The organism is Klebsiella sp. KTE92, assembly GCF_000398905.1.
GTDB lineage: Bacteria > Pseudomonadota > Gammaproteobacteria > Enterobacterales > Enterobacteriaceae > Klebsiella > Klebsiella variicola.
Genome location: NZ_KB976100.1, coordinates 5,261,283 through 5,285,251, shown reverse-complemented (window position 1 = coordinate 5,285,251; position 23,969 = coordinate 5,261,283). Strand labels below are relative to the sequence as shown.

Genomic DNA, 23,969 nt, shown 5'->3' with positions numbered 1-23,969 from the left:
TCTTCAGGCTATTACCGCCCCTGCTCTAACATCTATACTCGACCCAATAACGATACATGACAAAGCACGCAACTCAATTATGGCTCAAACACATTTACTGGCTGAAAGAATTTCCCGGCTCAGCGCGGCACTCGAAAAAGGACTCTTTGAACGCAGCCACGCGATACGCCTCTGCCTGCTGGCGGCGCTCAGCGGCGAGAGCGTTTTTTTGCTCGGCCCACCGGGGATCGCCAAAAGCCTGATTGCCCGCCGCCTCAAATTCGCCTTCCAGCAGGCGCGCGCTTTTGAATACCTGATGACCCGCTTCTCCACCCCGGAAGAAGTTTTTGGGCCACTGTCCATTCAGGCACTGAAGGATGAAGGCCGTTACGAACGTTTAACCGCCGGCTACCTGCCGGAAGCCGAAATCGTCTTTCTCGATGAAATATGGAAAGCGGGTCCGGCGATCCTCAACACCCTGCTGACGGCGATTAACGAACGTCACTTCCGCAATGGGGCGCACGAAGAGAAAATCCCGATGCGCCTGCTGGTGGCCGCGTCGAACGAACTCCCCGAAGCCGACAGCAGTCTGGAAGCGCTGTATGACCGAATGCTGATCCGTCTGTGGCTTGATAAAGTGCAGGATAAAGGTAATTTCCGTTCAATGCTGGTCAGCCAGCAGGATGAAAACATCAATCCAGTGCCCAGCGCGCTGCAGGTTAGCGACGAAGAGTTTACCCAATGGCAGCAGCAGATCGGCAATATCAAACTGCCAGACGCGGTGTTTGAGCTGATATTCCAGCTCCGCCAGCAGCTGGATGCCCTGCCAAATGCGCCGTACGTCTCGGATCGCCGCTGGAAAAAGGCCATTCGCCTGCTGCAGGCCAGCGCCTTCTTCAGCGGGCGCGACAGCATCGCGCCGATAGATCTGATCCTGCTGAAAGATTGTCTGTGGCACAACGTCGAGAGCATGAACCTGATGTCGCAGCAGCTGGAAACGCTCATGACCTGTCACGCCTGGCAACAGCAGGCGATGCTGACGCGGCTGGGGGCCATTGTCCAGAGACGCATTCAGATCCAACAGCAGCAAAGCGACAAAACGGCGTTGAAGGTCACCCGCCTTGGCGGGATGTTTAGCCGCAAACCGCATTATGAATTGCCGGCGGAGATCCAGGGGACCACCCTGACGCTGCTGCTGCAGCAGCCGCTCAAACTTCACGATATGGAAGTGATCCACATTACTTTTGAACGCGAGGCGTTAGCCAACTGGCTGGAAAAGGGCGGTGAGATCCGCGGTAAGCTCAACGGGATCGGCTTTGCCCAACTGCTCAATATGGATGTCGACACCAGCCAGCACCTGGTCGTCCGCGACGTCAGCCTGCAGGGCTCACGCCTCGCGCTGCCCGGTAGTGCATCGCAGGAGAACATGCCGGCAGAAATTCGCCAACAGCTGGAGGCGCTCGATGATGAGTGGCACCAGCAACACAACCGCTTCAGCGAGCAGCAAAAGTGTCTGTTTATCCCGGTCGAGTGGCTGGGAAGAATCGAAGCCAGCCTGCAGGACGTCGGCGCGCAGATTAAACAGGCGAAGCAGCCATGACGCTCGATATGCTGAATGTCATGCTGGCAGTCAGCGAAGAGGGAATGATCGAGGAGATGCTGCTGGCGCTGCTGGCCTCTCCTCAGCTGGCGGTGTTCTTTGAGAAATTCCCCCGCCTGAAAAACATCATCGCGGCGGATATTCCACGCTGGCGTGAAGCCGTTCGCGCCCGTTTGAAAGAAGTTAACGTCCCGCCGGATCTGGACGCCGAAGTGCAAACCTATCAGCAGGCTCAGCTACTCTCTACCTCGCAGTTTATTGTCCAGCTCCCGCAGATCCTCGGCAAACTGCACCAGCTACAGTCTCCTTTTGCCGCTCAGGCGCAGAAGCTGGTGGATGACAATGCCACCTTTACCCCGGCGTTGCATACGCTGTTTTTACAGCGCTGGCGCCTGAGCCTGGTGGTGCAAGCCACCAGCCTTAACCAGCAACTGCTGGATGAAGAACGCGATCAGTTACTCAGTGAGGTCCAGGAACGAATGACGCTCAGCGGTCAGCTCGATCCGGTACTGGCGGAAAATGACACTGCCGCCGGGCGTCTGTGGGATATGAGCGCTGGCGAACTCAAACGCGGCGACTATCAGTTGATCGTGCGCTATGGCGATTTTCTCAACCAGCAACCGGAGCTACTGCAGCTGGCGGAACAACTCGGACGTTCACGGGAAGCGAAATCCGTGCCGAAGAAAGACGCCCCGATGGAAACCTTTCGCAGCCTGGTGCGCGAGCCGGCGACAGTACCGGAGCAAGTCGACGGCCTCCAGCAGAGTGACGACATTCTTCGCCTGCTGCCGCCGGAGCTGGCGACGCTCGGCATCACGGAGCTGGAGTTTGAATTTTATCGCAAGCTGGTGGAGAAACAGCTGCTCACCTACCGGCTGCATGGCGACGCCTGGCGTGAGAAAATCACCGAACGCCCGGTAACACGGCAGGATTTTGATGAACAGCCGCGCGGGCCCTTTATTGTCTGCGTCGATACGTCAGGGTCGATGGGCGGTTTTAACGAGCAGTGCGCTAAGGCCTTTTGTCTGGCCCTGATGCGCGTCGCGCTGGCCGATAACCGTCGCTGCTTTATTATGCTGTTCTCCAGCGAAGTGGTGCATTACGAACTGACCAGCGAGCGCGGGCTGGAGCAGGCGATCCGCTTTTTAAGCCAGCGCTTTCGCGGCGGTACCGATCTGGCCAGCTGTTTTCGCGCCATTATTGAACGTCTGCAAAACCCGCAGTGGGTGGATGCGGATGCCGTCGTGATCTCTGACTTTATCGCCCAGCGGTTGCCGGATGAGGTGATTGCTCAGGTGGGGGAGTTACAGCGTAAGCACCAGCACCGTTTTCACGCGGTGGCGATGTCGGTACACGGCAAACCCGGCATCATGCGCATCTTCGATCATATCTGGCGCTTTGATACCGGGCTGCGTAGCCGCCTGCTGCGACGCTGGCGGCGCTAATTCATTACAGCAGCGCGGAAACGCTTTCGCGAACCTGGGCCGGCCATACGCCGCACTGTACCTGGCCGATATGGTCAAGCTGCAGCAGCAGCATCGTCAGACGAGACTGGCCAATGCCGCCGCCGATAGTCTGCGGCATCTCGCCGCGCAGCAGCGCCTGGTGCCATTCAAGCTGTAGGCGATCTTCATCGCCGGTCACGGCCAGCTGGCGCTTCAGCGCTTCGGCGTCAACGCGGATCCCCATTGAGGAGATCTCGAAAGCATCTTCCAGCACCGGGTTCCAAACCAGGATATCGCCGTTCAGACCGGCAAAGCCTTCAGAAATCTCTGTGCTCCAGTCATCATAATCCGGCGCACGCACGTCGTGGCGCTTACCGTCAGACAGTTTGCCGCCGATACCAATTAAGAAGACGGCCCCCAACTCTTTGGCAATGGCTCGCTCACGGCCTTTGGCATCAAGATCGGGATAGCGGCTCAGCAGCTCCTGGCTGTGAACAAAATGGATCTGTTCCGGCAGAAAAGGCTTCAGGCCAAATTCCTGGCTGACCGCCAGCTCGGTAGCTTTGATCCCGGCGTAGATCGCCTCGACGGTTGCCTTCAGTGTGCCGACGTGACGCTCTTCATCGCCCATCACGCGCTCCCAGTCCCACTGGTCAACATAAACGGAATGGATAGGCGTCAGACGGTCTTCATCGGGGCGAAGGGCCTTCATGTGCGTGTACAGCCCTTCGCCCGCGCTGAAGTCGTGTTGTCCCAGGGTTTGACGCTTCCACTTCGCCAGCGAATGAACCACTTCGAACTGGGCGTCGGGCAGTGTTTTCACTTTTACCTGAACCGCTTTCTCGCAGCCGGACAAGTTATCCTGCGTCCCATCGCCCACGCGGCTTAAGATTGGCGCCTGGACTTCAATCAGGCCAAGCTTCTCTTCCAGCTGACGGGAAAAGTGGGATTTAACGAAACTGATCTGGCGTTGTTTTGCGATATATGCGGTTTTCATTTTTATAACTCCTGCGTCCTGTTGCCATTGATTAAGCAACAAAACAGGGCCGCAATACAATAATCAATCAATAAAAAGCCGCATCGACTTTTAATTCATCAAAATATGACGCTAAAATAGCAAGAACCCTCAAACTTCATAAGAAAAAGATATGGAAAATTATCAGATCGACAATCTGGACCGCGGCATTCTCGATGCGCTGATGGCCAACGCCCGTACCGCCTATGCCGAACTGGCTAAACAGTTCAGCGTCAGCCCGGGCACCATTCATGTGCGCGTCGAAAAGATGAAACAGGCGGGTATCATTACCGGTGCGCGCATTGACGTCAGCCCCAAGCAGCTGGGCTATGATGTCGGCTGCTTTATCGGCATTATTCTCAAGAGCGCCAAGGACTACCCTTCCGCCCTTGCTCGCCTGGAAAGCCTGGAGGAGGTCACCGAGGCTTATTACACCACCGGCCACTACAGCATCTTTATTAAGGTGATGTGTAAATCCATCGATGCCCTGCAGCAGGTACTTATCAACAAGATCCAAACAATTGATGAAATTCAGTCCACCGAGACGCTGATCGTGCTGCAGAACCCGATCATGCGCACCATCAAGCCCTGATCGCTTTTTTTAATCCCACATTTTTCCACAGGTAGATCCCAGCTCGCTCACAGCGTACAATACGCCACTCTGAACAGTTGAGCGGGCGATCGGCGATCATGGCAGACATTACACTTATCAGCGGCAGTACCCTGGGCAGTGCGGAATATGTAGCAGAGCATCTGGCGGAAAAGCTGGAAGAAGCCGGCTACAGCACTGAAATCCAGCACGGTCCGCTGGTGGACGATCTGCAGGCAGAAGGGATCTGGTTAGTTATCTCTTCAACGCATGGCGCCGGCGACATTCCCGACAACCTGGTTCCCTTCTATGACGCATTGCTGGAGCAGAAGGCCGATCTTTCCGCCGTGCGCTTTGGCGCCATCGGGATCGGCAGCCGCGAATACGACACCTTCTGTGGGGCGATCGATAAATTAGAAGCAGCATTGAAGGCCAGCGGCGCAAAACAGATCGGCGAAACGCTGAAGATTAACGTGCTGGAACATGAAATTCCGGAGGATCCAGCGGAAATCTGGCTGGGATCCTGGAAAAATTTGCTCTGACAATTGTAAAGATCGTCGGATCTTCTGTGGATAACCATGCTTAAAAGCTTGGATCAACCGGTAGTTATCCAAAGAATAACCGTCGTATGGTTTTTGTGCTGTGTATAACCCTTCATTTTGATCCCAGCTTATACGGACCAGGATCACCGATCATTCACAGATAGTGATCCTTCTTAAGCTTTTGATCTTACATCGTGGATCCGACTTATCCACAAAGAGAGTCGATCCTAATAAGAGATCACAATAGAACAGATCTCTATATAAAGATCTTCTTTTTAATACTCAGGATCCCGGAGTCTTTCTCAAAAGACCAAAGCCGAGTAGAATCCACGGCCCGGGCTTCAATCCATTTTCAAACCGCGTTATGCGAGGCAGATCACCATGTTTTATCAGGATCCTTTTGACGTCATTATCATTGGCGGGGGTCATGCAGGCACTGAGGCCGCGATGGCCGCAGCGCGAATGGGCCAACAAACCCTGCTTTTGACACACAATATCGACACGCTGGGGCAGATGAGCTGCAACCCGGCGATTGGCGGCATTGGGAAAGGACACCTGGTAAAAGAAGTGGACGCACTCGGCGGATTGATGGCAACCGCGATCGATCAGGCGGGTATTCAGTTTAGGATACTAAACGCCAGCAAAGGGCCCGCGGTACGTGCCACTCGCGCCCAGGCAGACCGCGTGCTGTATCGTCAGGCGGTACGCACCGCGCTGGAGAACCAGCCGAACCTGATGATCTTCCAGCAGGCAGTGGAAGATCTGATTGTGGAAAACGATCGCGTCGTGGGCGCCGTCACTCAGATGGGCCTCAAATTCCGTGCCAAAGCGGTGGTGCTGACCGTCGGAACCTTCCTCGATGGCAAAATCCATATTGGTCTGGATAACTACAGCGGCGGGCGTGCCGGCGATCCGCCGTCAATTCCACTGTCTCGTCGTCTGCGTGAGCTGCCGCTGCGCGTAAGCCGCCTGAAAACCGGAACCCCACCGCGTATTGACGCCCGCACCATCGATTTCAGCGTGCTGGCGCAACAGCACGGCGATAACCCAATGCCGGTCTTCTCGTTCATGGGATCCGCGGATCAGCATCCGCGCCAGGTGCCGTGCTATATCACCCACACCAACGAGAAAACCCATGACGTGATCCGTAATAACCTCGATCGCAGCCCAATGTACGCTGGGGTGATCGAAGGGATCGGGCCACGCTATTGTCCGTCGATCGAAGACAAAGTCATGCGCTTTGCCGATCGCAACCAACATCAGATTTTCCTTGAACCGGAAGGCCTGACCTCAAACGAAATTTATCCGAACGGTATCTCCACCAGCCTGCCGTTTGATGTGCAAATGCAAATCGTCCGCTCAATGCAGGGGATGGAGAACGCGCGGATCGTCCGTCCTGGCTACGCCATTGAGTACGATTTCTTCGACCCACGCGATCTGAAGCCAACGCTCGAGAGCAAATTCATTCAGGGTCTGTTCTTTGCCGGACAGATCAACGGCACCACCGGTTATGAAGAAGCCGCTGCTCAGGGTCTGCTGGCCGGTCTTAACGCCGCCCGCTTCTCTGCGGAAAAAGAGGGCTGGGCGCCGCGTCGCGATCAGGCTTATCTCGGCGTGCTGGTGGATGACCTGTGCACCCTGGGTACCAAAGAACCGTACCGCATGTTTACCTCCCGTGCCGAATATCGTCTGATGCTGCGCGAAGATAACGCCGACCTGCGCCTGACCGAACAGGGGCGTGAGCTGGGTCTGGTGGACGATGAACGCTGGGCGCGGTACAACGAAAAGCTGGAAAGCATTGAACGTGAACGTCAGCGTCTGAAATCGACCTGGGTGAACCCGCAGGCAGAGAGCGCCGCCGAAGTGAATGCTCACCTGACGGCGCCGCTGTCGCGTGAAGCGAGTGGTGAAGATCTACTGCGTCGTCCGGAAATGACCTACGAGCAACTGATTCAGCTGTCGCCGTTCGCACCGGGACTGGAAGATCAACAAGCGGCCGAGCAGGTAGAGATCCAGGTGAAGTATGAAGGTTACATCGCTCGCCAGCAGGATGAGATCGAGAAACAGCAGCGTAATGAGAATACCGTGCTGCCGGCGACGCTCGATTACCGCCAGGTCACCGGGCTGTCTAACGAAGTGATCGCCAAACTGAACGACCATAAGCCGTCGTCGATAGGGCAGGCGTCACGCATTTCCGGGATCACGCCGGCGGCGATCTCTATTTTGTTGGTTTGGCTGAAAAAGCAGGGGATGCTGCGCCGCAGCGCCTGATTGCGGCCGCCTGCCTGCGCTGATTTCACTGTTGCATAATCAGCGTTCGCCTTTATCATTCATAGCCCGGTAAGCGTTAGCGCCTCCGGGCTCATTATTTTTTGAAGGTACAGACTGTGCTCAACAAACTTTCTCGTCTGCTGGATGAAGCGGGTATTTCGCTCACCGATCACCAGAAAAACCAGCTGGTGGCCTACGTCGGGCTGCTCGATAAGTGGAACAAAGCCTATAACCTGACCTCCGTTCGCGATCCGAATGAGATGCTGGTGCGTCATATCCTCGACAGCATCATCGTGGCGCCTTATCTGCAGGGCTCGCGCTTTATCGATGTCGGGACCGGACCGGGGCTCCCTGGCATTCCACTGGCCATCGTGCGTCCGGAGTCGCATTTCACCCTGCTCGACAGTCTCGGCAAGCGCGTGCGCTTCCTGCGTCAGGTGCAGCATGAGCTGAAGCTGGATAATGTCACCCCGGTGCAGAGCCGCGTGGAAGCCTTCCCGGCCGAACCGCCGTTTGACGGTGTGATAAGCCGCGCCTTCGCATCGCTCAATGATATGGTGAGCTGGTGCCATCATCTGCCGGCAGCGAACGGTCACTTCTATGCACTCAAAGGGTTAGCGCAAAAAGACGAAATGGAAAACCTGCCGGAAGGATATGCCATTGCTGAGGTGATTGAGCTGCATGTTCCTCAGTTGGAAGGGGAGCGGCACCTGGTGGTGATCACGCCAAAATCGCGTTAGTTTTTATCAAAAAATGTGGAAAAAATGTGGCCTGCGGATGTTACAAAAATAAAGGTCACCTCCCGATATTATCGGGCTGCATTTAACCATGTTTTTACTATGGCTTTTCTTGCAGTTAACTTAGCGTAAGTGATTCACTGACAAAATAGTCAACTTTGAAAATATCAGGGTGCTAAAAATCGACACAGATAAACAGCATAGTGATGTTAAATTTTTATTATAAATGTCAATAAAAGGTTTTTATTGTATGTGAGGTTGTTTTAGATAATGTCCTCACTTTTTATCTTGAATATCAAAAGCATGAAAAATAGTGTTTTATGTCCTTGATTCATTAAAGGGCGCTTGAAATGTTTATTATGTGATCTAATGCACGCTTTAATTGCCGTGTTTCCACGTTATTTGCAGTTTTGTATGACTGCTCACAGAACGCTGAAATGCACGGAAAGTTGTCCGTTGGAAAATAATTAAACATTTATTCACTATTTTGCTACTTATTGTTTGAAATCACGGGGCGTCACCGTATAATTTGTCCGCTTTTTGATGCTTGACTCTTCGTCTTAAAGGACGTTTTATACGACACGCGACATACCTCAAAGGGAGCAGGAGTAAAAACGTGATGTCAGTGTCGCTCTTGAGTCGAAACGTTGCTCGCAAGCTTCTGTTTATTCAGTTACTGGCAGTAATAGCAAGTGGACTGCTGTTCAGCCTCAAAGACCCCTTCTGGGGCATTTCCGCTGTATGCGGCGGTTTGGCGGTGGTTTTGCCGAACCTGATGTTTATGATTTTTGCCTGGCGTCATCAGGCGCATACACCAGCAAAAGGCCGTGTGGCCTGGACCTTCGCCTTCGGTGAAGCCTTCAAGGTGTTGCTGACCTTCGCCCTTCTGGCGATGGCGCTGGCTGTTTTAAAAGTGGTATTTATGCCGCTGATCGTGACGTGGGTTTTGGTGCTGGTGGTACAAGTTCTGGCGCCAGCTGTAATTAACAACAAAGGGTAAAGGCATCATGGCTTCAGAAAATATGACGCCGCAGGATTACATAGGACACCATCTGAACAACCTTCAGCTGGACCTACGTACATTCTCGCTGGTGGATCCGCACAACCACACAGCCACCTTCTGGACGCTCAACATTGACTCCATGTTTTTCTCGGTGGTTCTCGGTCTGCTGTTCCTTGCCATGTTCCGTAGCGTTGCTAAGAAAGCGACCAGCGGCGTACCAGGGAAATTCCAAACCTTCATCGAAATGATCATCGGCTTCGTCCATGGCAGCGTCAAAGACATGTACCATGGCAAGAGCAAGGTTATCGCGCCGCTGGCGCTGACCGTGTTCGTCTGGGTCTTCCTGATGAACCTGATGGACCTCTTGCCTATCGATTTCTTACCTTGGATCGGTGAGCACATACTCGGCCTGCCTGCACTGCGCGTGGTTCCGTCTGCCGACGTGAACATCACCCTGTCGATGGCGCTTGGTGTGTTCATCCTGATCATTTTCTACAGCATCAAAATGAAAGGCGTAGGTGGGTTCGTTAAAGAACTGACCATGCAGCCGTTCAATCACTGGGCGTTCATTCCTGTCAACTTAATCCTTGAAGGGGTAAGCCTGCTGTCCAAACCGGTTTCTCTTGGTCTGCGACTGTTCGGCAACATGTATGCCGGTGAGCTGATTTTCATTCTGATTGCTGGTCTGTTGCCGTGGTGGTCACAGTGGATCCTGAATGTGCCTTGGGCCATTTTCCACATCCTGATTATTACGCTGCAAGCCTTCATCTTCATGGTTCTGACGATTGTCTATCTGTCGATGGCGTCCGAAGAGCATTGATTTTTACCAACACTACTACGTTTTAACTGAAACAAACTGGAGACTGTCATGGAAAACCTGAATATGGATCTGCTGTACATGGCTGCCGCTGTGATGATGGGTCTGGCGGCAATCGGTGCTGCGATCGGTATCGGCATCCTCGGAGGTAAATTCCTGGAAGGCGCAGCGCGTCAACCGGATCTGATTCCTCTGCTGCGTACTCAGTTCTTTATCGTTATGGGTCTGGTGGATGCTATCCCGATGATCGCTGTAGGTCTGGGTCTGTACGTGATGTTCGCCGTCGCGTAGTAAGTTGTTAGAAACCTAAGCCACAGAGTTAATTAAAGAGGTATTGTGCTGTGAACATGAACGCAACAATCCTCGGCCAGGCCATCGCGTTTGTTATCTTCGTATGGTTCTGCATGAAGTACGTATGGCCGCCTTTAATGGCTGCCATCGAAAAACGCCAGAAAGAGATTTCTGACGGTTTAGCTTCTGCAGAACGCGCTAAGAAAGATTTGGACCTTGCACAGGCCAACGCGACCGACCAGCTGAAAAAAGCGAAAGCGGAAGCCCAGGTAATCATTGAGCAGGCGAACAAGCGTCGCTCTCAGATTCTGGACGAAGCTAAAGCTGAAGCAGAACAGGAACGCACCAAAATCGTTGCACAAGCGCAGGCTGAAATTGATGCTGAGCGTAAACGTGCACGCGAGGAGCTGCGTAAGCAGGTCGCTATCCTGGCTGTTGCTGGCGCCGAGAAGATCATCGAACGTTCCGTGGATGAAGCTGCTAACAGCGACATCGTGGATAAACTTGTCGCTGAACTGTAAGGAGGGAGGGGCTGATGTCTGAATTTGTAACGGTAGCTCGCCCCTACGCCAAAGCAGCTTTTGACTTTGCCGTCGAACACAACAGTGTTGAACGCTGGCAGGATATGCTGGCGTTTGCCGCCGAAGTGACCAAAAACGACCAAATGGCAGAGCTTCTCTCCGGTGCTTTGGCGCCGGAAACGCTCTCAGAAGCGTTTATCGCTATCTGCGGTGAGCAACTCGACGAAAACGGCCAGAACCTGATTAAGGTGATGGCGGAAAACAATCGTCTGAAGGTGCTCCCGGACGTTCTTGAGCAATTCATTCACCTGCGCGCGGCCAGTGAGGCCATCGCAGAGGTAGAAGTAATATCTGCCAACCAACTGAGTGATGAACAGCTTGCCAGGATCGTCAGCGCGATGGAAAAACGTCTGTCACGCAAAGTTAAGCTGAATTGCAAAATCGATAAGTCTGTTATGGCAGGTATTATCATCCGTGCGGGTGATATGGTCATTGATGGCAGCGTACGCGGCCGTCTTGATCGCCTTGCAGACGTCTTGCAGTCTTAAGGGGACTGGAGCATGCAACTGAATTCCACCGAAATCAGCGAACTGATCAAGCAGCGCATTGCTCAGTTCAATGTTGTGAGCGAAGCTCATAACGAAGGTACTATTGTTTCTGTAAGTGACGGTGTTATCCGCATCCACGGCCTTGCCGAATGTATGCAGGGTGAGATGATCTCCCTGCCGGGTAACCGTTACGCTATCGCATTGAACCTGGAGCGCGACTCCGTTGGTGCCGTGGTGATGGGTCCGTATGCTGACCTCGCCGAAGGCATGAAGGTTAAATGTACTGGCCGTATCCTGGAAGTTCCGGTTGGCCGTGGCCTGCTGGGCCGTGTGGTTAACACCCTGGGCGCGCCAATTGATGGTAAAGGTCCGCTGGAAAACGACGGTTTCTCCGCCGTAGAAGCGATCGCACCGGGCGTCATCGAACGTCAGTCCGTCGATCAGCCGGTACAGACTGGTTATAAATCCGTTGACGCCATGATCCCAATCGGTCGTGGTCAGCGTGAACTGATCATCGGCGACCGTCAGACCGGTAAAACTGCGCTGGCTATCGATGCCATCATCAACCAGCGTGATTCCGGTATCAAGTGCGTCTATGTTGCTATCGGCCAGAAAGCGTCCACCATTTCTAACGTGGTGCGTAAACTGGAAGAGCACGGCGCGCTGGCTAACACCATTGTGGTGGTAGCGACTGCATCCGAATCTGCTGCACTGCAATACCTGGCGCCATACGCCGGTTGCGCAATGGGCGAATACTTCCGCGACCGCGGCGAAGATGCGCTGATCATTTACGATGACCTGTCTAAACAGGCTGTTGCTTATCGTCAGATCTCCCTGCTGCTCCGTCGTCCGCCAGGACGTGAAGCCTTCCCGGGCGACGTATTCTACCTCCACTCTCGTCTGCTGGAGCGTGCTGCGCGTGTTAACGCCGAATACGTTGAAGCTTTCACCAAAGGTGAAGTGAAAGGGAAAACCGGTTCTCTGACCGCACTGCCGATTATCGAAACGCAGGCGGGTGACGTTTCCGCATTCGTTCCGACCAACGTAATCTCCATTACCGATGGTCAGATCTTCCTGGAAACCAACCTGTTCAACGCCGGTATTCGTCCTGCGGTTAACCCGGGTATCTCCGTATCCCGTGTTGGTGGTGCAGCGCAGACCAAGATCATGAAGAAACTGTCCGGTGGTATCCGTACCGCACTGGCGCAGTATCGTGAACTGGCAGCGTTCTCCCAGTTTGCATCCGACCTTGACGATGCAACCCGCAAACAGCTGGACCACGGTCAGAAAGTGACCGAGCTGCTGAAACAGAAACAGTATGCGCCGATGTCCGTCGCGCAGCAGTCTCTGGTTCTGTTCGCAGCAGAACGTGGTTACCTGGCTGATGTAGAACTGGCGAAAATCGGTAGCTTCGAAGCCGCTCTGCTGGCTTACGTCGACCGTGATCACGCTCCGCTGATGCAAGAGATTAACCAGTCCGGTGGCTATAACGACGAAATCGAAGGCAAGCTGAAAGGCATCCTCGATTCCTTCAAAGCAACCCAGTCCTGGTAACGTCTGGCGGTCTGTCTTAGGACAGGCCGCAAGGCATTGAGGAGAAGCTCATGGCCGGCGCAAAAGAGATACGTAGTAAGATCGCAAGCGTCCAGAACACGCAAAAGATCACTAAAGCGATGGAGATGGTCGCCGCTTCCAAGATGCGTAAATCGCAGGAGCGTATGGCGGCCAGCCGTCCTTACGCAGATACTATGCGCAAAGTGATTGGTCACCTTGCGAACGGTAATCTGGAATATAAGCACCCTTACCTGGAAGAACGCGACGTTAAGCGCGTGGGCTACCTGGTGGTGTCGACCGACCGTGGTCTGTGCGGCGGCTTGAACATTAACCTGTTCAAGAAACTGCTGGCGGAAATGAAAGCATGGTCCGATAAAGGCGTTCAGTGCGACCTCGCAATGATCGGCTCTAAGGGCGTCTCTTTCTTTAACGCCGTTGGCGGTAACGTGGTTGCACAGGTGACCGGTATGGGGGATAACCCCTCCCTGTCCGAACTGATCGGCCCGGTAAAAGTGATGTTGCAGGCCTATGATGAAGGCCGTCTGGACAAGCTGTACGTTGTCAGCAACAAATTTATTAACACCATGTCTCAGGTTCCGACGATCACTCAGCTGCTGCCGTTACCGGCATCAGAAGACGCTGATCTGAAACGTAAATCCTGGGATTACCTGTACGAACCCGATCCGAAAGCGCTGCTGGATACCCTCCTGCGTCGTTATGTCGAATCTCAGGTCTATCAGGGCGTGGTAGAAAACCTGGCCAGCGAGCAGGCCGCACGTATGGTGGCGATGAAAGCCGCGACCGACAATGGCGGCAGCCTGATTAAAGAGCTGCAGTTGGTATACAACAAAGCTCGACAGGCCAGCATTACTCAGGAACTCACCGAGATCGTCGGTGGTGCATCCGCGGTATAACCAGGTTAATTCGTAGAGGATTCAAGATGGCTACTGGAAAAATTGTCCAGGTAATCGGCGCCGTAGTTGACGTCGAATTCCCTCAGGATGCCGTACCGCGCGTGTACGAAGCTCTTGAGGTGCAGAATGGTAAAGAAGTTCTGGTGCTGGAAGTTCAGCAGCAGCTCGGCGGCGGTATCGTTCGTACCATCGCCATGGGTTCTTCCGATGGTCTTCGCCGCGGTCTGGAAGTAAAAGACCTCGAGCACCCAATCGAAGTCCCGGTAGGTAAAGCAACACTGGGTCGTATCATGAACGTCCTGGGTCAGCCGGTCGACATGAAAGGCGACATCGGTGAAGAAGAGCGTTGGGCTATCCACCGCGCAGCACCTTCCTATGAAGAGCTGTCCAGCTCTCAGGAACTGCTGGAAACCGGTATCAAAGTTATCGACCTGATGTGTCCGTTCGCCAAGGGCGGTAAAGTTGGTCTGTTCGGTGGTGCGGGTGTAGGTAAAACCGTAAACATGATGGAGCTGATCCGTAACATCGCGATCGAGCACTCCGGTTACTCTGTGTTTGCGGGCGTCGGTGAGCGTACTCGTGAGGGTAACGACTTCTACCACGAAATGACCGACTCCAACGTTATCGATAAAGTATCCCTGGTGTACGGCCAGATGAACGAGCCGCCGGGAAACCGTCTGCGCGTTGCGCTGACCGGCCTGACCATGGCTGAGAAATTCCGTGACGAAGGTCGTGACGTTCTGCTGTTCGTCGATAACATCTATCGTTACACCCTGGCCGGTACTGAAGTATCCGCACTGCTGGGTCGTATGCCTTCAGCGGTAGGTTATCAGCCGACTCTGGCGGAAGAGATGGGCGTTCTGCAGGAACGTATCACCTCCACCAAAACCGGTTCTATCACCTCCGTACAGGCGGTATACGTACCGGCGGATGACTTAACTGACCCATCCCCAGCCACTACCTTTGCTCACTTAGATGCAACCGTAGTACTGAGCCGTCAGATCGCTTCCCTGGGTATCTACCCGGCGGTTGACCCGCTGGATTCCACCAGCCGTCAGTTGGATCCGCTGGTTGTTGGTCAGGAACACTACGACACCGCGCGTGGCGTTCAGTCCATCCTGCAGCGTTATCAGGAACTGAAAGACATCATCGCCATCCTCGGTATGGACGAACTGTCTGAAGAAGACAAACTGGTGGTAGCTCGCGCACGTAAGATCCAGCGCTTCCTGTCCCAGCCGTTCTTCGTAGCAGAAGTCTTTACCGGTTCTCCGGGCAAATACGTGGCGCTGAAAGACACTATCCGTGGCTTTAAAGGCATCATGGAAGGCGAATACGATCACCTGCCAGAGCAGGCGTTCTACATGGTCGGTTCCATCGACGAAGCCGTGGAAAAAGCCAAAAAACTTTAACGCCTTAATCGGAGGGTGATATGGCAATGACTTACCACCTGGACGTCGTCAGCGCAGAGTTACAAATGTTCTCTGGTCTGGTCGAAAAAATCCAGGTAACGGGTAGCGAAGGTGAACTGGGTATTTACCCGGGACACGCGCCGCTGCTCACCGCCATTAAGCCTGGTATGATTCGCATCGTTAAACAGCACGGTCATGAAGAGTTTATCTATCTGTCTGGCGGCATTCTTGAAGTGCAGCCTGGCAGCGTGACCGTTCTGGCGGATACCGCAATTCGCGGTCAGGACCTCGACGAAGCGCGAGCGCTGGAAGCGAAACGCAAAGCCGAAGAGCACATTAAGAGCTCCCATGGCGATGTGGATTACGCTCAGGCGTCTGCGGAACTGGCCAAAGCGATCGCTAAACTGCGCGTTATCGAGTTGACCAAAAAAGCGATGTAACACCGGCTTGAACGTAAAAGGCCAGTCTGGTTTCCAGGCTGGCTTTTTTTATGGCCAGCAGCTGGCGAGCGGATAAAGTGAAAACAGGATCCACCCTTAATTGTTATTGATTAGTTAAATGATGAGGCGTAGACTCTATTTTTGTGATGTATGTCACATAAAAGAGCGTTATCAAACTGCACCTGCGTCAGGAAATCATCATGAAACTGTTCCATAAAATCATCGCCAAATTCAGCGTACTGAGCTTCTAAGCCACGCGCTATCCCCCGGCTTGCACGACGTATCGCCCATCAAAACGACAACACTGGCGATGTGCAACCGGTAAATGAAGGTCACCTGACGGTGGCCTTTTGTATTTTATTGATGCCACCAATCACTTCAGCTCTCCCCTGCCTGCGGCTGATTTACACTCAGTCGGCTCATCTCCTGTTAATCTCCGTCAATAGGGCCGCGCTCTGCCGCTTTATTCAGGTGGCGAAAAAACAGCAAAAGCAGTGAGATAGTCAATGATTACCCTCCCCACCCCCCTTTTTCAGCGTTAAACTGATTTGCAGTGGTTAAAAATAGCGTCATAAAATGGTGTATAACCGCGGGCTTGGGCGTTTTCTCCACGTCTCGTTTTATGATGAAAAATATGTAGAAATTTCAACGTGAAAGGCTTTTACTTTCCGTTCTAACTACCGTCAGGATGAGTATGTCAAATAGTGCGATGAGCGTGGTTATCCTTGCCGCAGGCAAAGGGACCCGCATGTATTCCGATCTTCCTAAGGTGCTGCATACCCTGGCCGGGAAGCCAATGGTGCAGCATGTCATTGATGCCGCTAACGATTTAGGCGCATGTGCGGTGCATCTGGTGTACGGTCACGGTGGCGATCTGCTGCGTCAGACCCTCCATGAAGACAACCTGAACTGGGTGCTGCAGGCTGAGCAGCTCGGAACCGGACACGCTATGCAGCAGGCGGCACCCTTCTTCAATGATGATGAAGACATTCTGATGCTCTATGGCGACGTGCCGCTGATCTCGGTTGAGACGCTACAGCGCCTGCGCGCCGCGAAACCACTGGGTGGCATTGGTCTGCTGACGGTGAAGCTGGATGACCCAACGGGCTACGGCCGCATTACCCGTGAAAATGACCAGGTGACGGGTATCGTTGAGCACAAAGATGCCAGCGAGGCCCAGCGCCAGATCCAGGAAATCAACACCGGGATCCTAATCGCCGGCGGAGCAGACCTCAAGCGCTGGCTGGCGAAGCTCACCAATAACAACGCTCAGGGCGAATACTACATCACCGATATCATCGCCATGGCGTATCAGGAAGGGCGCGAGATCGTCGCGGTGCATCCGCAGCGCCTGAGCGAAGTCGAAGGCGTCAACAATCGCCTGCAGCTTGCGCGCCTGGAGCGCGTCTACCAGGCTGAGCAGGCAGAAAAATTACTGCTGGCGGGCGTGATGCTGCGCGATCCGGCGCGTTTCGATCTGCGCGGTACGCTGCAGCACGGGCGCGATGTGGAGATCGATACTAACGTTATTCTGGAAGGCAATGTGGTGTTGGGCGATCGTGTGAAAATCGGCGCCGGCTGCGTGATCAAAAACAGCACCATCGGCGATGACTGCGAAATTAGCCCCTATAGCGTGGTGGAAGATGCCCAGCTGCAGGCTGCCTGCACCATCGGCCCATTTGCCCGTCTGCGCCCGGGCGCCGAACTGCTGGAAGGCGCCCACGTTGGCAACTTCGTGGAAATGAAAAAAGCGCGTCTCGGGAAAGGCTCCAAGGCAGGTCATCTGACCTATCTGGGCGATGCGGAGATCGGTGATAACGTCAATATCGGCGCCGGCACCATCACCTGCAACTACGATGGCGCGAATAAACACAAAACGATTATTGGCGATGATGTCTTTGTCGGCTCGGATACCCAGCTGGTGGCGCCCGTCACGGTAGGCAACGGCGTCACTATCGCCGCCGGGACCACCGTCACGCGCAATATCGCCGATAACGAACTGGTGTTGAGCCGCGTACCGCAGGTCCACAAACAGGGCTGGCAGCGTCCGGTGAAGAAGAAATAATTTGGATTGTCGCCGGGGAAATATGCCCGGCGAACCAGGATGAGAGGGTCAATATAGACCCCCGTCCGCAGGCAGTACCATAACAATAACCCCACTCTCTACAAGGCTCGGGGCGCCCGGAAAACGGGCAAATACAGGTCAGCGACAACGCATGGCATATCGCCATTATCAGGAAATTTAACTATGTGTGGAATTGTTGGCGCAGTCGCGCAGCGTGATATTGCTGAAATCCTTCTCGAAGGTTTACGTCGTCTGGAATACCGTGGGTATGACTCTGCCGGTCTGGCGGTGGTCGACAGCGAAGGTCATATGACCCGCGTGCGTCGCTTGGGTAAAGTTCAGATGCTGGCTCAGGCGGTAGAAGAGCAGCCGTTACATGGTGGTACCGGGATCGCCCATACTCGCTGGGCGACGCACGGCGAACCGTCCGAGAGCAATGCGCATCCGCATGTTTCTGAACACATTGTGGTGGTCCATAACGGGATCATTGAGAACCATGAGCCGCTGCGTGCCCTGCTGCAGTCTCGCGGCTATGTCTTCGTCACCGAGACCGATACCGAAGTTATCGCCCATCTGGTGCACTGGGAGCTGGAACAAGGTGGTACCTTGCGTGAAGCCGTGCTGCGCGCTATTCCACAGCTGCGCGGCGCCTACGGTACGGTGATCATGGATACCCGTGACCCGGGAACCCTGCTGGCGGCTCGCTCCGGTAGCCCGCTGGTGATTGGCCTGGGAATGGGCGAAAACTTTATCGCTTCCGACCAGCTGGCATTGCTGCCAGTGACCCGCCGCTTTATCTTCCTCGAAGAGGGCGATATTGCCGAAGTCACTCGCCGCTCGGTGGTGATTTTCGATAAATCTGGCGCGGAAGTGAAACGCCAGGAGATCGAATCCAATCTGCAGTATGACGCTGGCGATAAAGGTATCTACCGCCACTATATGCAGAAAGAGATTTTCGAGCAGCCGAACGCGATTAAGAACACCCTGACCGGGCGCATCAGCCATGGCGAAGTGGATCTCAGCGAGCTGGGGCCGAACGCCAATGAAATGCTGGCTCAGGTTGAACATATTCAGATTGTTGCCTGCGGGACTTCCTATAACTCCGGGATGGTCTCCCGTTACTGGTTCGAAGCATTAGCCGGCGTCCCATGCGATGTAGAAATCGCCTCGGAATTCCGCTATCGCAAGTCCGCGGTGCGTCGCAATAGCCTGATGATCACCCTCTCCCAGTCGGGTGAAACCGCCGATACCCTGGCGGCGCTGCGTCTGTCGAAAGAGCTGGGCTATCTCGGCTCGCTGGCTATCTGCAACGTACCGGGCTCGTCACTGGTGCGTGAGTCCGATCTGGCGCTGATGACCAAAGCCGGAACGGAAATCGGCGTGGCCTCGACCAAAGCCTTTACCACTCAGCTAACCGTGCTGTTGATGCTGGTGGCGAAGCTGGCGCGACTGAAAGGTCAGGATGCGTCTATCGAGCATGATATCGTGCACGGCCTTCAGGCCCTGCCGAACCGTATCGAGCAGATGCTCTCCCAGGACAAGCGTATTGAGCAGCTGGCGGAGCGTTTCTCTGATAAGCACCATGCGCTGTTCCTTGGCCGCGGCGATCAGTACCCGATCGCCATGGAAGGGGCGCTGAAGCTGAAAGAGATCTCCTACATTCACGCGGAAGCCTATGCGGCGGGCGAGCTTAAGCACGGCCCGCTGGCGCTGATTGATGCGGAAATGCCGGTGATTGTGGTGGCGCCGAACAACGAGCTGCTGGAAAAACTGAAATCCAACATCGAAGAGGTTCGAGCCCGCGGCGGTGAGCTGTATGTCTTCGCCGACGGTGAAGCCGGCTTCAACGGTAGCGACAACATGCACATCATCGAGATGCCGCATGTCGAAGAGACGATCGCCCCTATCTTCTATACGGTACCGCTGCAGCTGTTGGCTTATCACGTCGCGCTGATCAAAGGCACTGACGTTGACCAGCCGCGTAACCTGGCGAAATCGGTAACGGTTGAGTAAAACCATCATTACTTGCAAAGGGCTGCCGGCGGCGGCCCTTTTTATTTTCACCTGCTGTTTATTACCGAACTTGCGCGAAATATTTTGGCTGGCGGTAGGTGACAAACGAACGTTTTGCGGTCCGATTTCGCTGTCATAAAAAGAAAATTATTCTGTCATTGCACGGTCATGATTACAGATAACTATCTGAGTTATATATTTATTATTTGCTGTAAAATCCCTTCTTTCTGCCTGTCATAAAACTGTCATAATTCGTACATTTTACTGTCACCTCTTTGACCTATTTTGCTCACCATAGCCTCGAAACAATGATTTACGAATCCCAGCAGGAGACATTATGAACGTTATGCGTACCACCGTCGCAACAGTTGTCGCCGCGACCTTATCGATGAGCGCTTTCTCTGCCTTCGCAGCAGCAAGCCTGACTGGCGCAGGCGCAACTTTCCCTGCGCCGGTGTATGCCAAATGGGCTGACACCTATCAGAAAGAAACCGGCAATAAAGTGAACTACCAGGGTATTGGTTCCTCTGGTGGCGTTAAGCAGATTATTGCCAACACCGTTGATTTCGGTGCTTCTGATGCTCCGCTGGCTGATGACAAACTGACCCAGGAAGGTCTGTTCCAGTTCCCGACCGTGATTGGCGGCGTGGTACTGGCGGTTAACCTGCCTGGCGTGAAATCCGGCGAACTGGTGCTGGATGGCAAAACCCTCGGTGATATCTACCTGGGTAAAATTAAAAAATGGGATGACGCAGCGATCGCTAAACTCAACCCGGGCCTGAAGCTGCCGTCGCAGAACATCGCCGTGGTCCGCCGCGCCGATGGTTCCGGTACCTCCTTCGTCTTCACCAGCTACCTGTCCAAAGTGAATGAAGAGTGGAAATCGAAAATCGGCGCCGGCTCTACCGTTAACTGGCCAACCGGCCTGGGCGGTAAAGGCAACGACGGTATCGCCGCCTTTGTTCAGCGTCTGCCGGGCTCGATTGGTTACGTTGAATACGCTTACGCCAAGCAAAACAACCTCGCGTATACCAAGCTGGTCTCTGCCGACGGCAAGCCGGTTAGCCCGACTGAAGACAACTTCGCTAACGCCGCAAAAGGCGTTGACTGGAGCAAGTCTTTCGCTCAGGACCTGACCAACCAGAAAGGCGAAAATGCATGGCCGATCACCTCAACCACCTTCATCCTGGTGCATAAGGCGACCAACAAGCCGGAACAGACCGCTGAAGTGCTGAAGTTCTTCGACTGGGCGTATAAAAACGGCGGGAAAGAAGCGAATGCGCTGGATTACGCGACGCTGCCGGAAAGCGTGGTAGAGCAGGTTCGCGCGGCATGGAAAACCAACGTCAAAGACAGCAGCGGTAAAGCGCTGTACTAACAGTAGATTTTTGACGAAGATGGCGGGGGCGTTCAGGCGCTGCCCGCCCTACGGTTCAGACTGTAGGCCCGGGAGCGAACGCCACCGGGCATTTATTCGAACAAGTTTTAATACGTAAAGAGTAATCTATGGCTGCAACCAAGCCTGCATTTACCCCTCCGGGGAAAAAGGGTGACATGATTTTCAGTGCGCTGGTAAAACTGGCTGCGCTGATTGTGCTATTGATGCTGGGCGGCATCATCGTTTCCCTGATCATCTCTTCCTGGCCGAGCATTCAAAAGTTTGGCTTTGCTTTTTTGTGGACCAAAGAGTGGGATGCGCCCAACGAAATCTTCGGCGCGCTGGTACCGATTTACGGAACCCTGGTGACCTCCTTTATCGCGCTGCTGATCGCCGTCCCAGTGAGCTTTGGCATCGCGCTGTTTCTGACCGAACTGTCCCCCGCCTGGCTCAAGCGTCCGCTGGGCATTGCGATTGAGCTGCTGGCGGCAATCCCGAGTATCGTGTACGGCATGTGGGGCCTGTTTATTTTCGCCCCGCTGTTTGCGACTTACTTCCAGGAGCCGGTCGGTAACGTCCTGTCGACCATCCCGTTCGTCGGCGCGCTGTTTGCCGGCCCGGCGTTTGGTATCGGTATTCTCGCCGCTGGCGTCATTCTGGCCATCATGATCATCCCTTATATCGCCGCGGTCATGCGTGATGTTTTCGAACAGACGCCGGTGATGATGAAAGAGTCGGCCTATGGCATCGGCTGCACCACCTGGGAGGTGATCTGGCGCATTGTCTTACCGTTCACCAAGAATGGGGTGATCGGCGGGGTGATGCTCGGTCTGGGCCGCGCGCTGGGTGAAACCATGGCGGTAACTTTTATTATCGGCAACACCTACCAGCTCGACAGCATCTCGTTGTATATGCCAGGGAATAGTATTACCTCCGCGCTGGCTAATGAGTTCGCCGAAGCGGAAACCGGCCTGCACGTGGCGGCGCTGATGGAGCTGGGCCTGATCCTGTTCGTTATCACCTTTATCGTTCTGGCCGCGTCTAAGTTCATGATTATGCGCCTCGCGAAGAATGAGGGGGCACGCTAATGGCGACCATTGAATTGCAAACCTCTACCGAGCTGGCGGAGTCCCGTCGCAAGATGCAGGCCAAACGTCGTATGAAGAACCGTATCGCTCTGGCGCTGTCGATGGCGACCATGGCGTTTGGTTTGTTCTGGCTTATCTGGATCCTGATGGCGACGATAACCCGCGGTTTCGATGGCATGAGTCTGGCGCTCTTCACCGAAATGACGCCGCCGCCGAATACGGCGGGCGGTGGCCTGGCTAACGCCCTCGCCGGCAGCGGCCTGCTGATCCTGTGGGCAACCGTCTTTGGTACGCCGCTGGGTATCCTTGCCGGAATTTATCTGGCGGAGTATGGCCGCAAATCGGTGCTGGCGGAAATCATCCGTTTTATCAACGATATTCTGCTTTCCGCGCCGTCTATCGTGGTCGGCCTGTTTGTCTACACCATCGTGGTGGCGCAGATGCAGCACTTCTCGGGCTGGGCGGGCGTTATCGCACTGGCGCTGCTGCAGGTGCCTATCGTTATTCGTACCACCGAAAACATGCTGAAGCTGGTGCCGGATAGCCTGCGTGAAGCGGCCTATGCGCTGGGGACGCCGAAGTGGAAGATGATCTCGGCGATCACCCTGAAAGCGTCCGTCTCAGGGATTATGACCGGGATCCTGCTGGCTATCGCCCGTATCGCCGGGGAAACGGCGCCGCTGCTGTTCACTGCGCTGTCCAACCAGTTCTGGAGCACCGACATGATGCAGCCGATTGCTAACCTGCCGGTGACCATTTTCAAATTTGCCATGAGTCCGTTTGCGGAGTGGCAGCAACTGGCATGGGCCGGGGTATTGATTATCACCCTGTGCGTCTTGCTGCTGAACATCCTGGCGCGCGTTATCTTCGCCAAGAAGAAACACGGTTAATTTTTTGCGGCGCAGCGACTGCTGCGCTGAATGAGGAAGAGATAGAGATGAGTATGGTGAATACAGCTCCGGGTAAGATTTCAGTTCGTAACCTGAACTTCTACTACGGCAAATTCCATGCCCTGAAGAACATCAACCTGGATATCACCAAAAACCAGGTGACGGCGTTTATCGGTCCGTCAGGCTGTGGTAAATCCACCCTGCTGCGCACGTTCAACAAAATGTTCGAACTGTATCCGGAGCAGCGTGCGGAAGGCGAGATCCTGCTGGATGGCGACAACATTCTGACCAACACCCAGGATATCGCCCTGCTGCGCGCTAAGGTTGGCATGGTGTTCCAGAAACCAACGCCGTTCCCGATGTCCATTTATGACAATATCGCCTTCGGCGTGCGCCTGTTTGAAAAGCTGTCCCGTGCCGATATGGACGAGCGCGTGCAGTGGGCGCTGACCAAAGCCGCATTATGGAACGAAACCAAAGATAAACTGCACCAGAGCGGGTATTCTCTCTCCGGGGGTCAGCAGCAGCGTCTGTGTATTGCCCGCGGTATCGCGATCCGCCCGGAAGTGCTGCTGCTTGATGAGCCGTGCTCCGCGCTGGACCCGATCTCCACCGGGCGTATCGAAGAGCTGATCACCGAGCTGAAACAGGACTACACCGTCGTTATCGTGACTCACAACATGCAGCAGGCTGCGCGTTGCTCCGACCATACGGCATTTATGTATCTTGGCGAGCTGATTGAATTCAGCAACACGGACGACCTGTTTACCAAGCCCGCGAAGAAACAAACTGAAGATTATATTACTGGCCGCTACGGTTGATTTGCCCTTGTGCTTTCAGGCTCTCACCAGTTGGGCAAT

The 23,969-nt window shown here is 54.4% G+C and carries 22 protein-coding genes; 21 read left to right on the top strand and 1 reads right to left on the bottom strand.

Translation table 11 applies throughout. The features are described 5' to 3' along the window. Positions 1–79 precede the first annotated feature (79 nt). Positions 80–1,579, top strand: coding sequence for an ATPase RavA (gene ravA, locus A1WC_RS00835; RefSeq protein ID WP_016162028.1), 1,500 nt, complete (start codon positions 80–82; stop codon positions 1,577–1,579). Beyond that, positions 1,576–3,024 carry an ATPase RavA stimulator ViaA gene (viaA, locus tag A1WC_RS00840; RefSeq protein WP_008806714.1) on the top strand — a complete coding sequence of 483 codons (1,449 nt, stop codon included), beginning with the start codon at positions 1,576–1,578 and terminating at the stop codon, positions 3,022–3,024. The genes ravA and viaA overlap by 4 nt, the downstream gene beginning before the upstream one ends. Before the next feature lie 4 nt (positions 3,025–3,028). On the opposite strand, the gene asnA is transcribed toward viaA, so the two are convergent. Continuing rightward, a complete protein-coding gene (gene asnA / locus A1WC_RS00845) occupies positions 3,029–4,021 on the bottom strand; it encodes an aspartate--ammonia ligase (protein WP_008806715.1) in 993 nt (330 codons plus the stop codon). Between the two features lie 151 nt (positions 4,022–4,172). Here asnA and asnC point away from each other — a divergent pair, with 151 nt between their 5' ends. The 19 genes from asnC (at position 4,173) to pstB (ending at position 23,930) form a co-directional block, all read left to right on the top strand. Further along, entirely contained in the window at positions 4,173–4,631 is a 459-nt protein-coding gene (gene asnC, locus A1WC_RS00850; RefSeq protein WP_002882510.1) for a transcriptional regulator AsnC, read from the top strand. 98 nt (positions 4,632–4,729) lie between these two features. Next, positions 4,730–5,170, top strand: coding sequence for an FMN-binding protein MioC (gene mioC / locus A1WC_RS00855; protein ID WP_008806716.1), 441 nt, complete (start codon positions 4,730–4,732; stop codon positions 5,168–5,170). Positions 5,171–5,551: 381 nt separating this feature from the next. Further along, the gene (mnmG, locus tag A1WC_RS00860) at positions 5,552–7,441 is read left to right on the top strand and encodes a tRNA uridine-5-carboxymethylaminomethyl(34) synthesis enzyme MnmG (protein ID WP_012543302.1); all 1,890 of its coding nucleotides are present in this window, start codon (positions 5,552–5,554) and stop codon (positions 7,439–7,441) included. Between the two features lie 116 nt (positions 7,442–7,557). Continuing rightward, complete coding sequence (rsmG, locus tag A1WC_RS00865; RefSeq protein WP_016162027.1) at positions 7,558–8,181, top strand: 16S rRNA (guanine(527)-N(7))-methyltransferase RsmG; 624 nt, start codon at positions 7,558–7,560, stop codon at positions 8,179–8,181. A 616-nt stretch (positions 8,182–8,797) separates the two neighbouring features. Further along, on the top strand, positions 8,798–9,178 hold the full coding sequence (gene atpI / locus A1WC_RS00870) for a F0F1 ATP synthase subunit I (RefSeq protein WP_008806719.1): 381 nt from the start codon (positions 8,798–8,800) through the stop codon (positions 9,176–9,178). A 7-nt stretch (positions 9,179–9,185) separates the two neighbouring features. After that, positions 9,186–10,001 (top strand): F0F1 ATP synthase subunit A, encoded by an 816-nt coding sequence (atpB, locus tag A1WC_RS00875; RefSeq protein WP_016162026.1) that lies wholly within the window; start codon positions 9,186–9,188, stop codon positions 9,999–10,001. 48 nt (positions 10,002–10,049) lie between these two features. Next, entirely contained in the window at positions 10,050–10,289 is a 240-nt protein-coding gene (gene atpE / locus A1WC_RS00880) for a F0F1 ATP synthase subunit C (protein ID WP_000429386.1), read from the top strand. A gap of 50 nt (positions 10,290–10,339) precedes the next feature. Next, positions 10,340–10,810, top strand: a complete 471-nt coding sequence (gene atpF, locus A1WC_RS00885; RefSeq protein WP_004107293.1) for a F0F1 ATP synthase subunit B — start codon at positions 10,340–10,342, stop codon at positions 10,808–10,810. Between the two features lie 14 nt (positions 10,811–10,824). After that, the gene (gene atpH, locus A1WC_RS00890; protein WP_004202307.1) at positions 10,825–11,358 is read left to right on the top strand and encodes a F0F1 ATP synthase subunit delta; all 534 of its coding nucleotides are present in this window, start codon (positions 10,825–10,827) and stop codon (positions 11,356–11,358) included. 12 nt (positions 11,359–11,370) lie between these two features. After that, on the top strand, positions 11,371–12,912 hold the full coding sequence (atpA, locus tag A1WC_RS00895; protein WP_012543303.1) for a F0F1 ATP synthase subunit alpha: 1,542 nt from the start codon (positions 11,371–11,373) through the stop codon (positions 12,910–12,912). Positions 12,913–12,962: 50 nt separating this feature from the next. After that, positions 12,963–13,826 (top strand): F0F1 ATP synthase subunit gamma, encoded by an 864-nt coding sequence (atpG, locus tag A1WC_RS00900; protein ID WP_008806722.1) that lies wholly within the window; start codon positions 12,963–12,965, stop codon positions 13,824–13,826. Positions 13,827–13,852: 26 nt separating this feature from the next. Then, the gene (gene atpD, locus A1WC_RS00905; protein WP_008806723.1) at positions 13,853–15,235 is read left to right on the top strand and encodes a F0F1 ATP synthase subunit beta; all 1,383 of its coding nucleotides are present in this window, start codon (positions 13,853–13,855) and stop codon (positions 15,233–15,235) included. 20 nt (positions 15,236–15,255) lie between these two features. Next, entirely contained in the window at positions 15,256–15,675 is a 420-nt protein-coding gene (locus tag A1WC_RS00910; protein ID WP_008806724.1) for a F0F1 ATP synthase subunit epsilon, read from the top strand. A gap of 694 nt (positions 15,676–16,369) precedes the next feature. Continuing rightward, positions 16,370–17,740 (top strand): bifunctional UDP-N-acetylglucosamine diphosphorylase/glucosamine-1-phosphate N-acetyltransferase GlmU, encoded by a 1,371-nt coding sequence (gene glmU, locus A1WC_RS00915; RefSeq protein WP_016162025.1) that lies wholly within the window; start codon positions 16,370–16,372, stop codon positions 17,738–17,740. Positions 17,741–17,923: 183 nt separating this feature from the next. Continuing rightward, positions 17,924–19,753 carry a glutamine--fructose-6-phosphate transaminase (isomerizing) gene (gene glmS, locus A1WC_RS00920; RefSeq protein ID WP_008806727.1) on the top strand — a complete coding sequence of 610 codons (1,830 nt, stop codon included), beginning with the start codon at positions 17,924–17,926 and terminating at the stop codon, positions 19,751–19,753. A gap of 337 nt (positions 19,754–20,090) precedes the next feature. After that, on the top strand, positions 20,091–21,131 hold the full coding sequence (gene pstS, locus A1WC_RS00925; protein ID WP_012543307.1) for a phosphate ABC transporter substrate-binding protein PstS: 1,041 nt from the start codon (positions 20,091–20,093) through the stop codon (positions 21,129–21,131). A gap of 128 nt (positions 21,132–21,259) precedes the next feature. After that, positions 21,260–22,219: a phosphate ABC transporter permease PstC gene (gene pstC, locus A1WC_RS00930; protein WP_004145004.1), complete on the top strand. Its 960-nt coding sequence runs from the start codon at positions 21,260–21,262 to the stop codon at positions 22,217–22,219. Continuing rightward, on the top strand, positions 22,219–23,109 hold the full coding sequence (gene pstA / locus A1WC_RS00935) for a phosphate ABC transporter permease PstA (protein ID WP_008806730.1): 891 nt from the start codon (positions 22,219–22,221) through the stop codon (positions 23,107–23,109). The genes pstC and pstA overlap by 1 nt, the downstream gene beginning before the upstream one ends. A 47-nt stretch (positions 23,110–23,156) precedes the next feature. Continuing rightward, positions 23,157–23,930: a phosphate ABC transporter ATP-binding protein PstB gene (gene pstB, locus A1WC_RS00940; protein WP_004145006.1), complete on the top strand. Its 774-nt coding sequence runs from the start codon at positions 23,157–23,159 to the stop codon at positions 23,928–23,930. Positions 23,931–23,969: the final 39 nt, after the last annotated feature.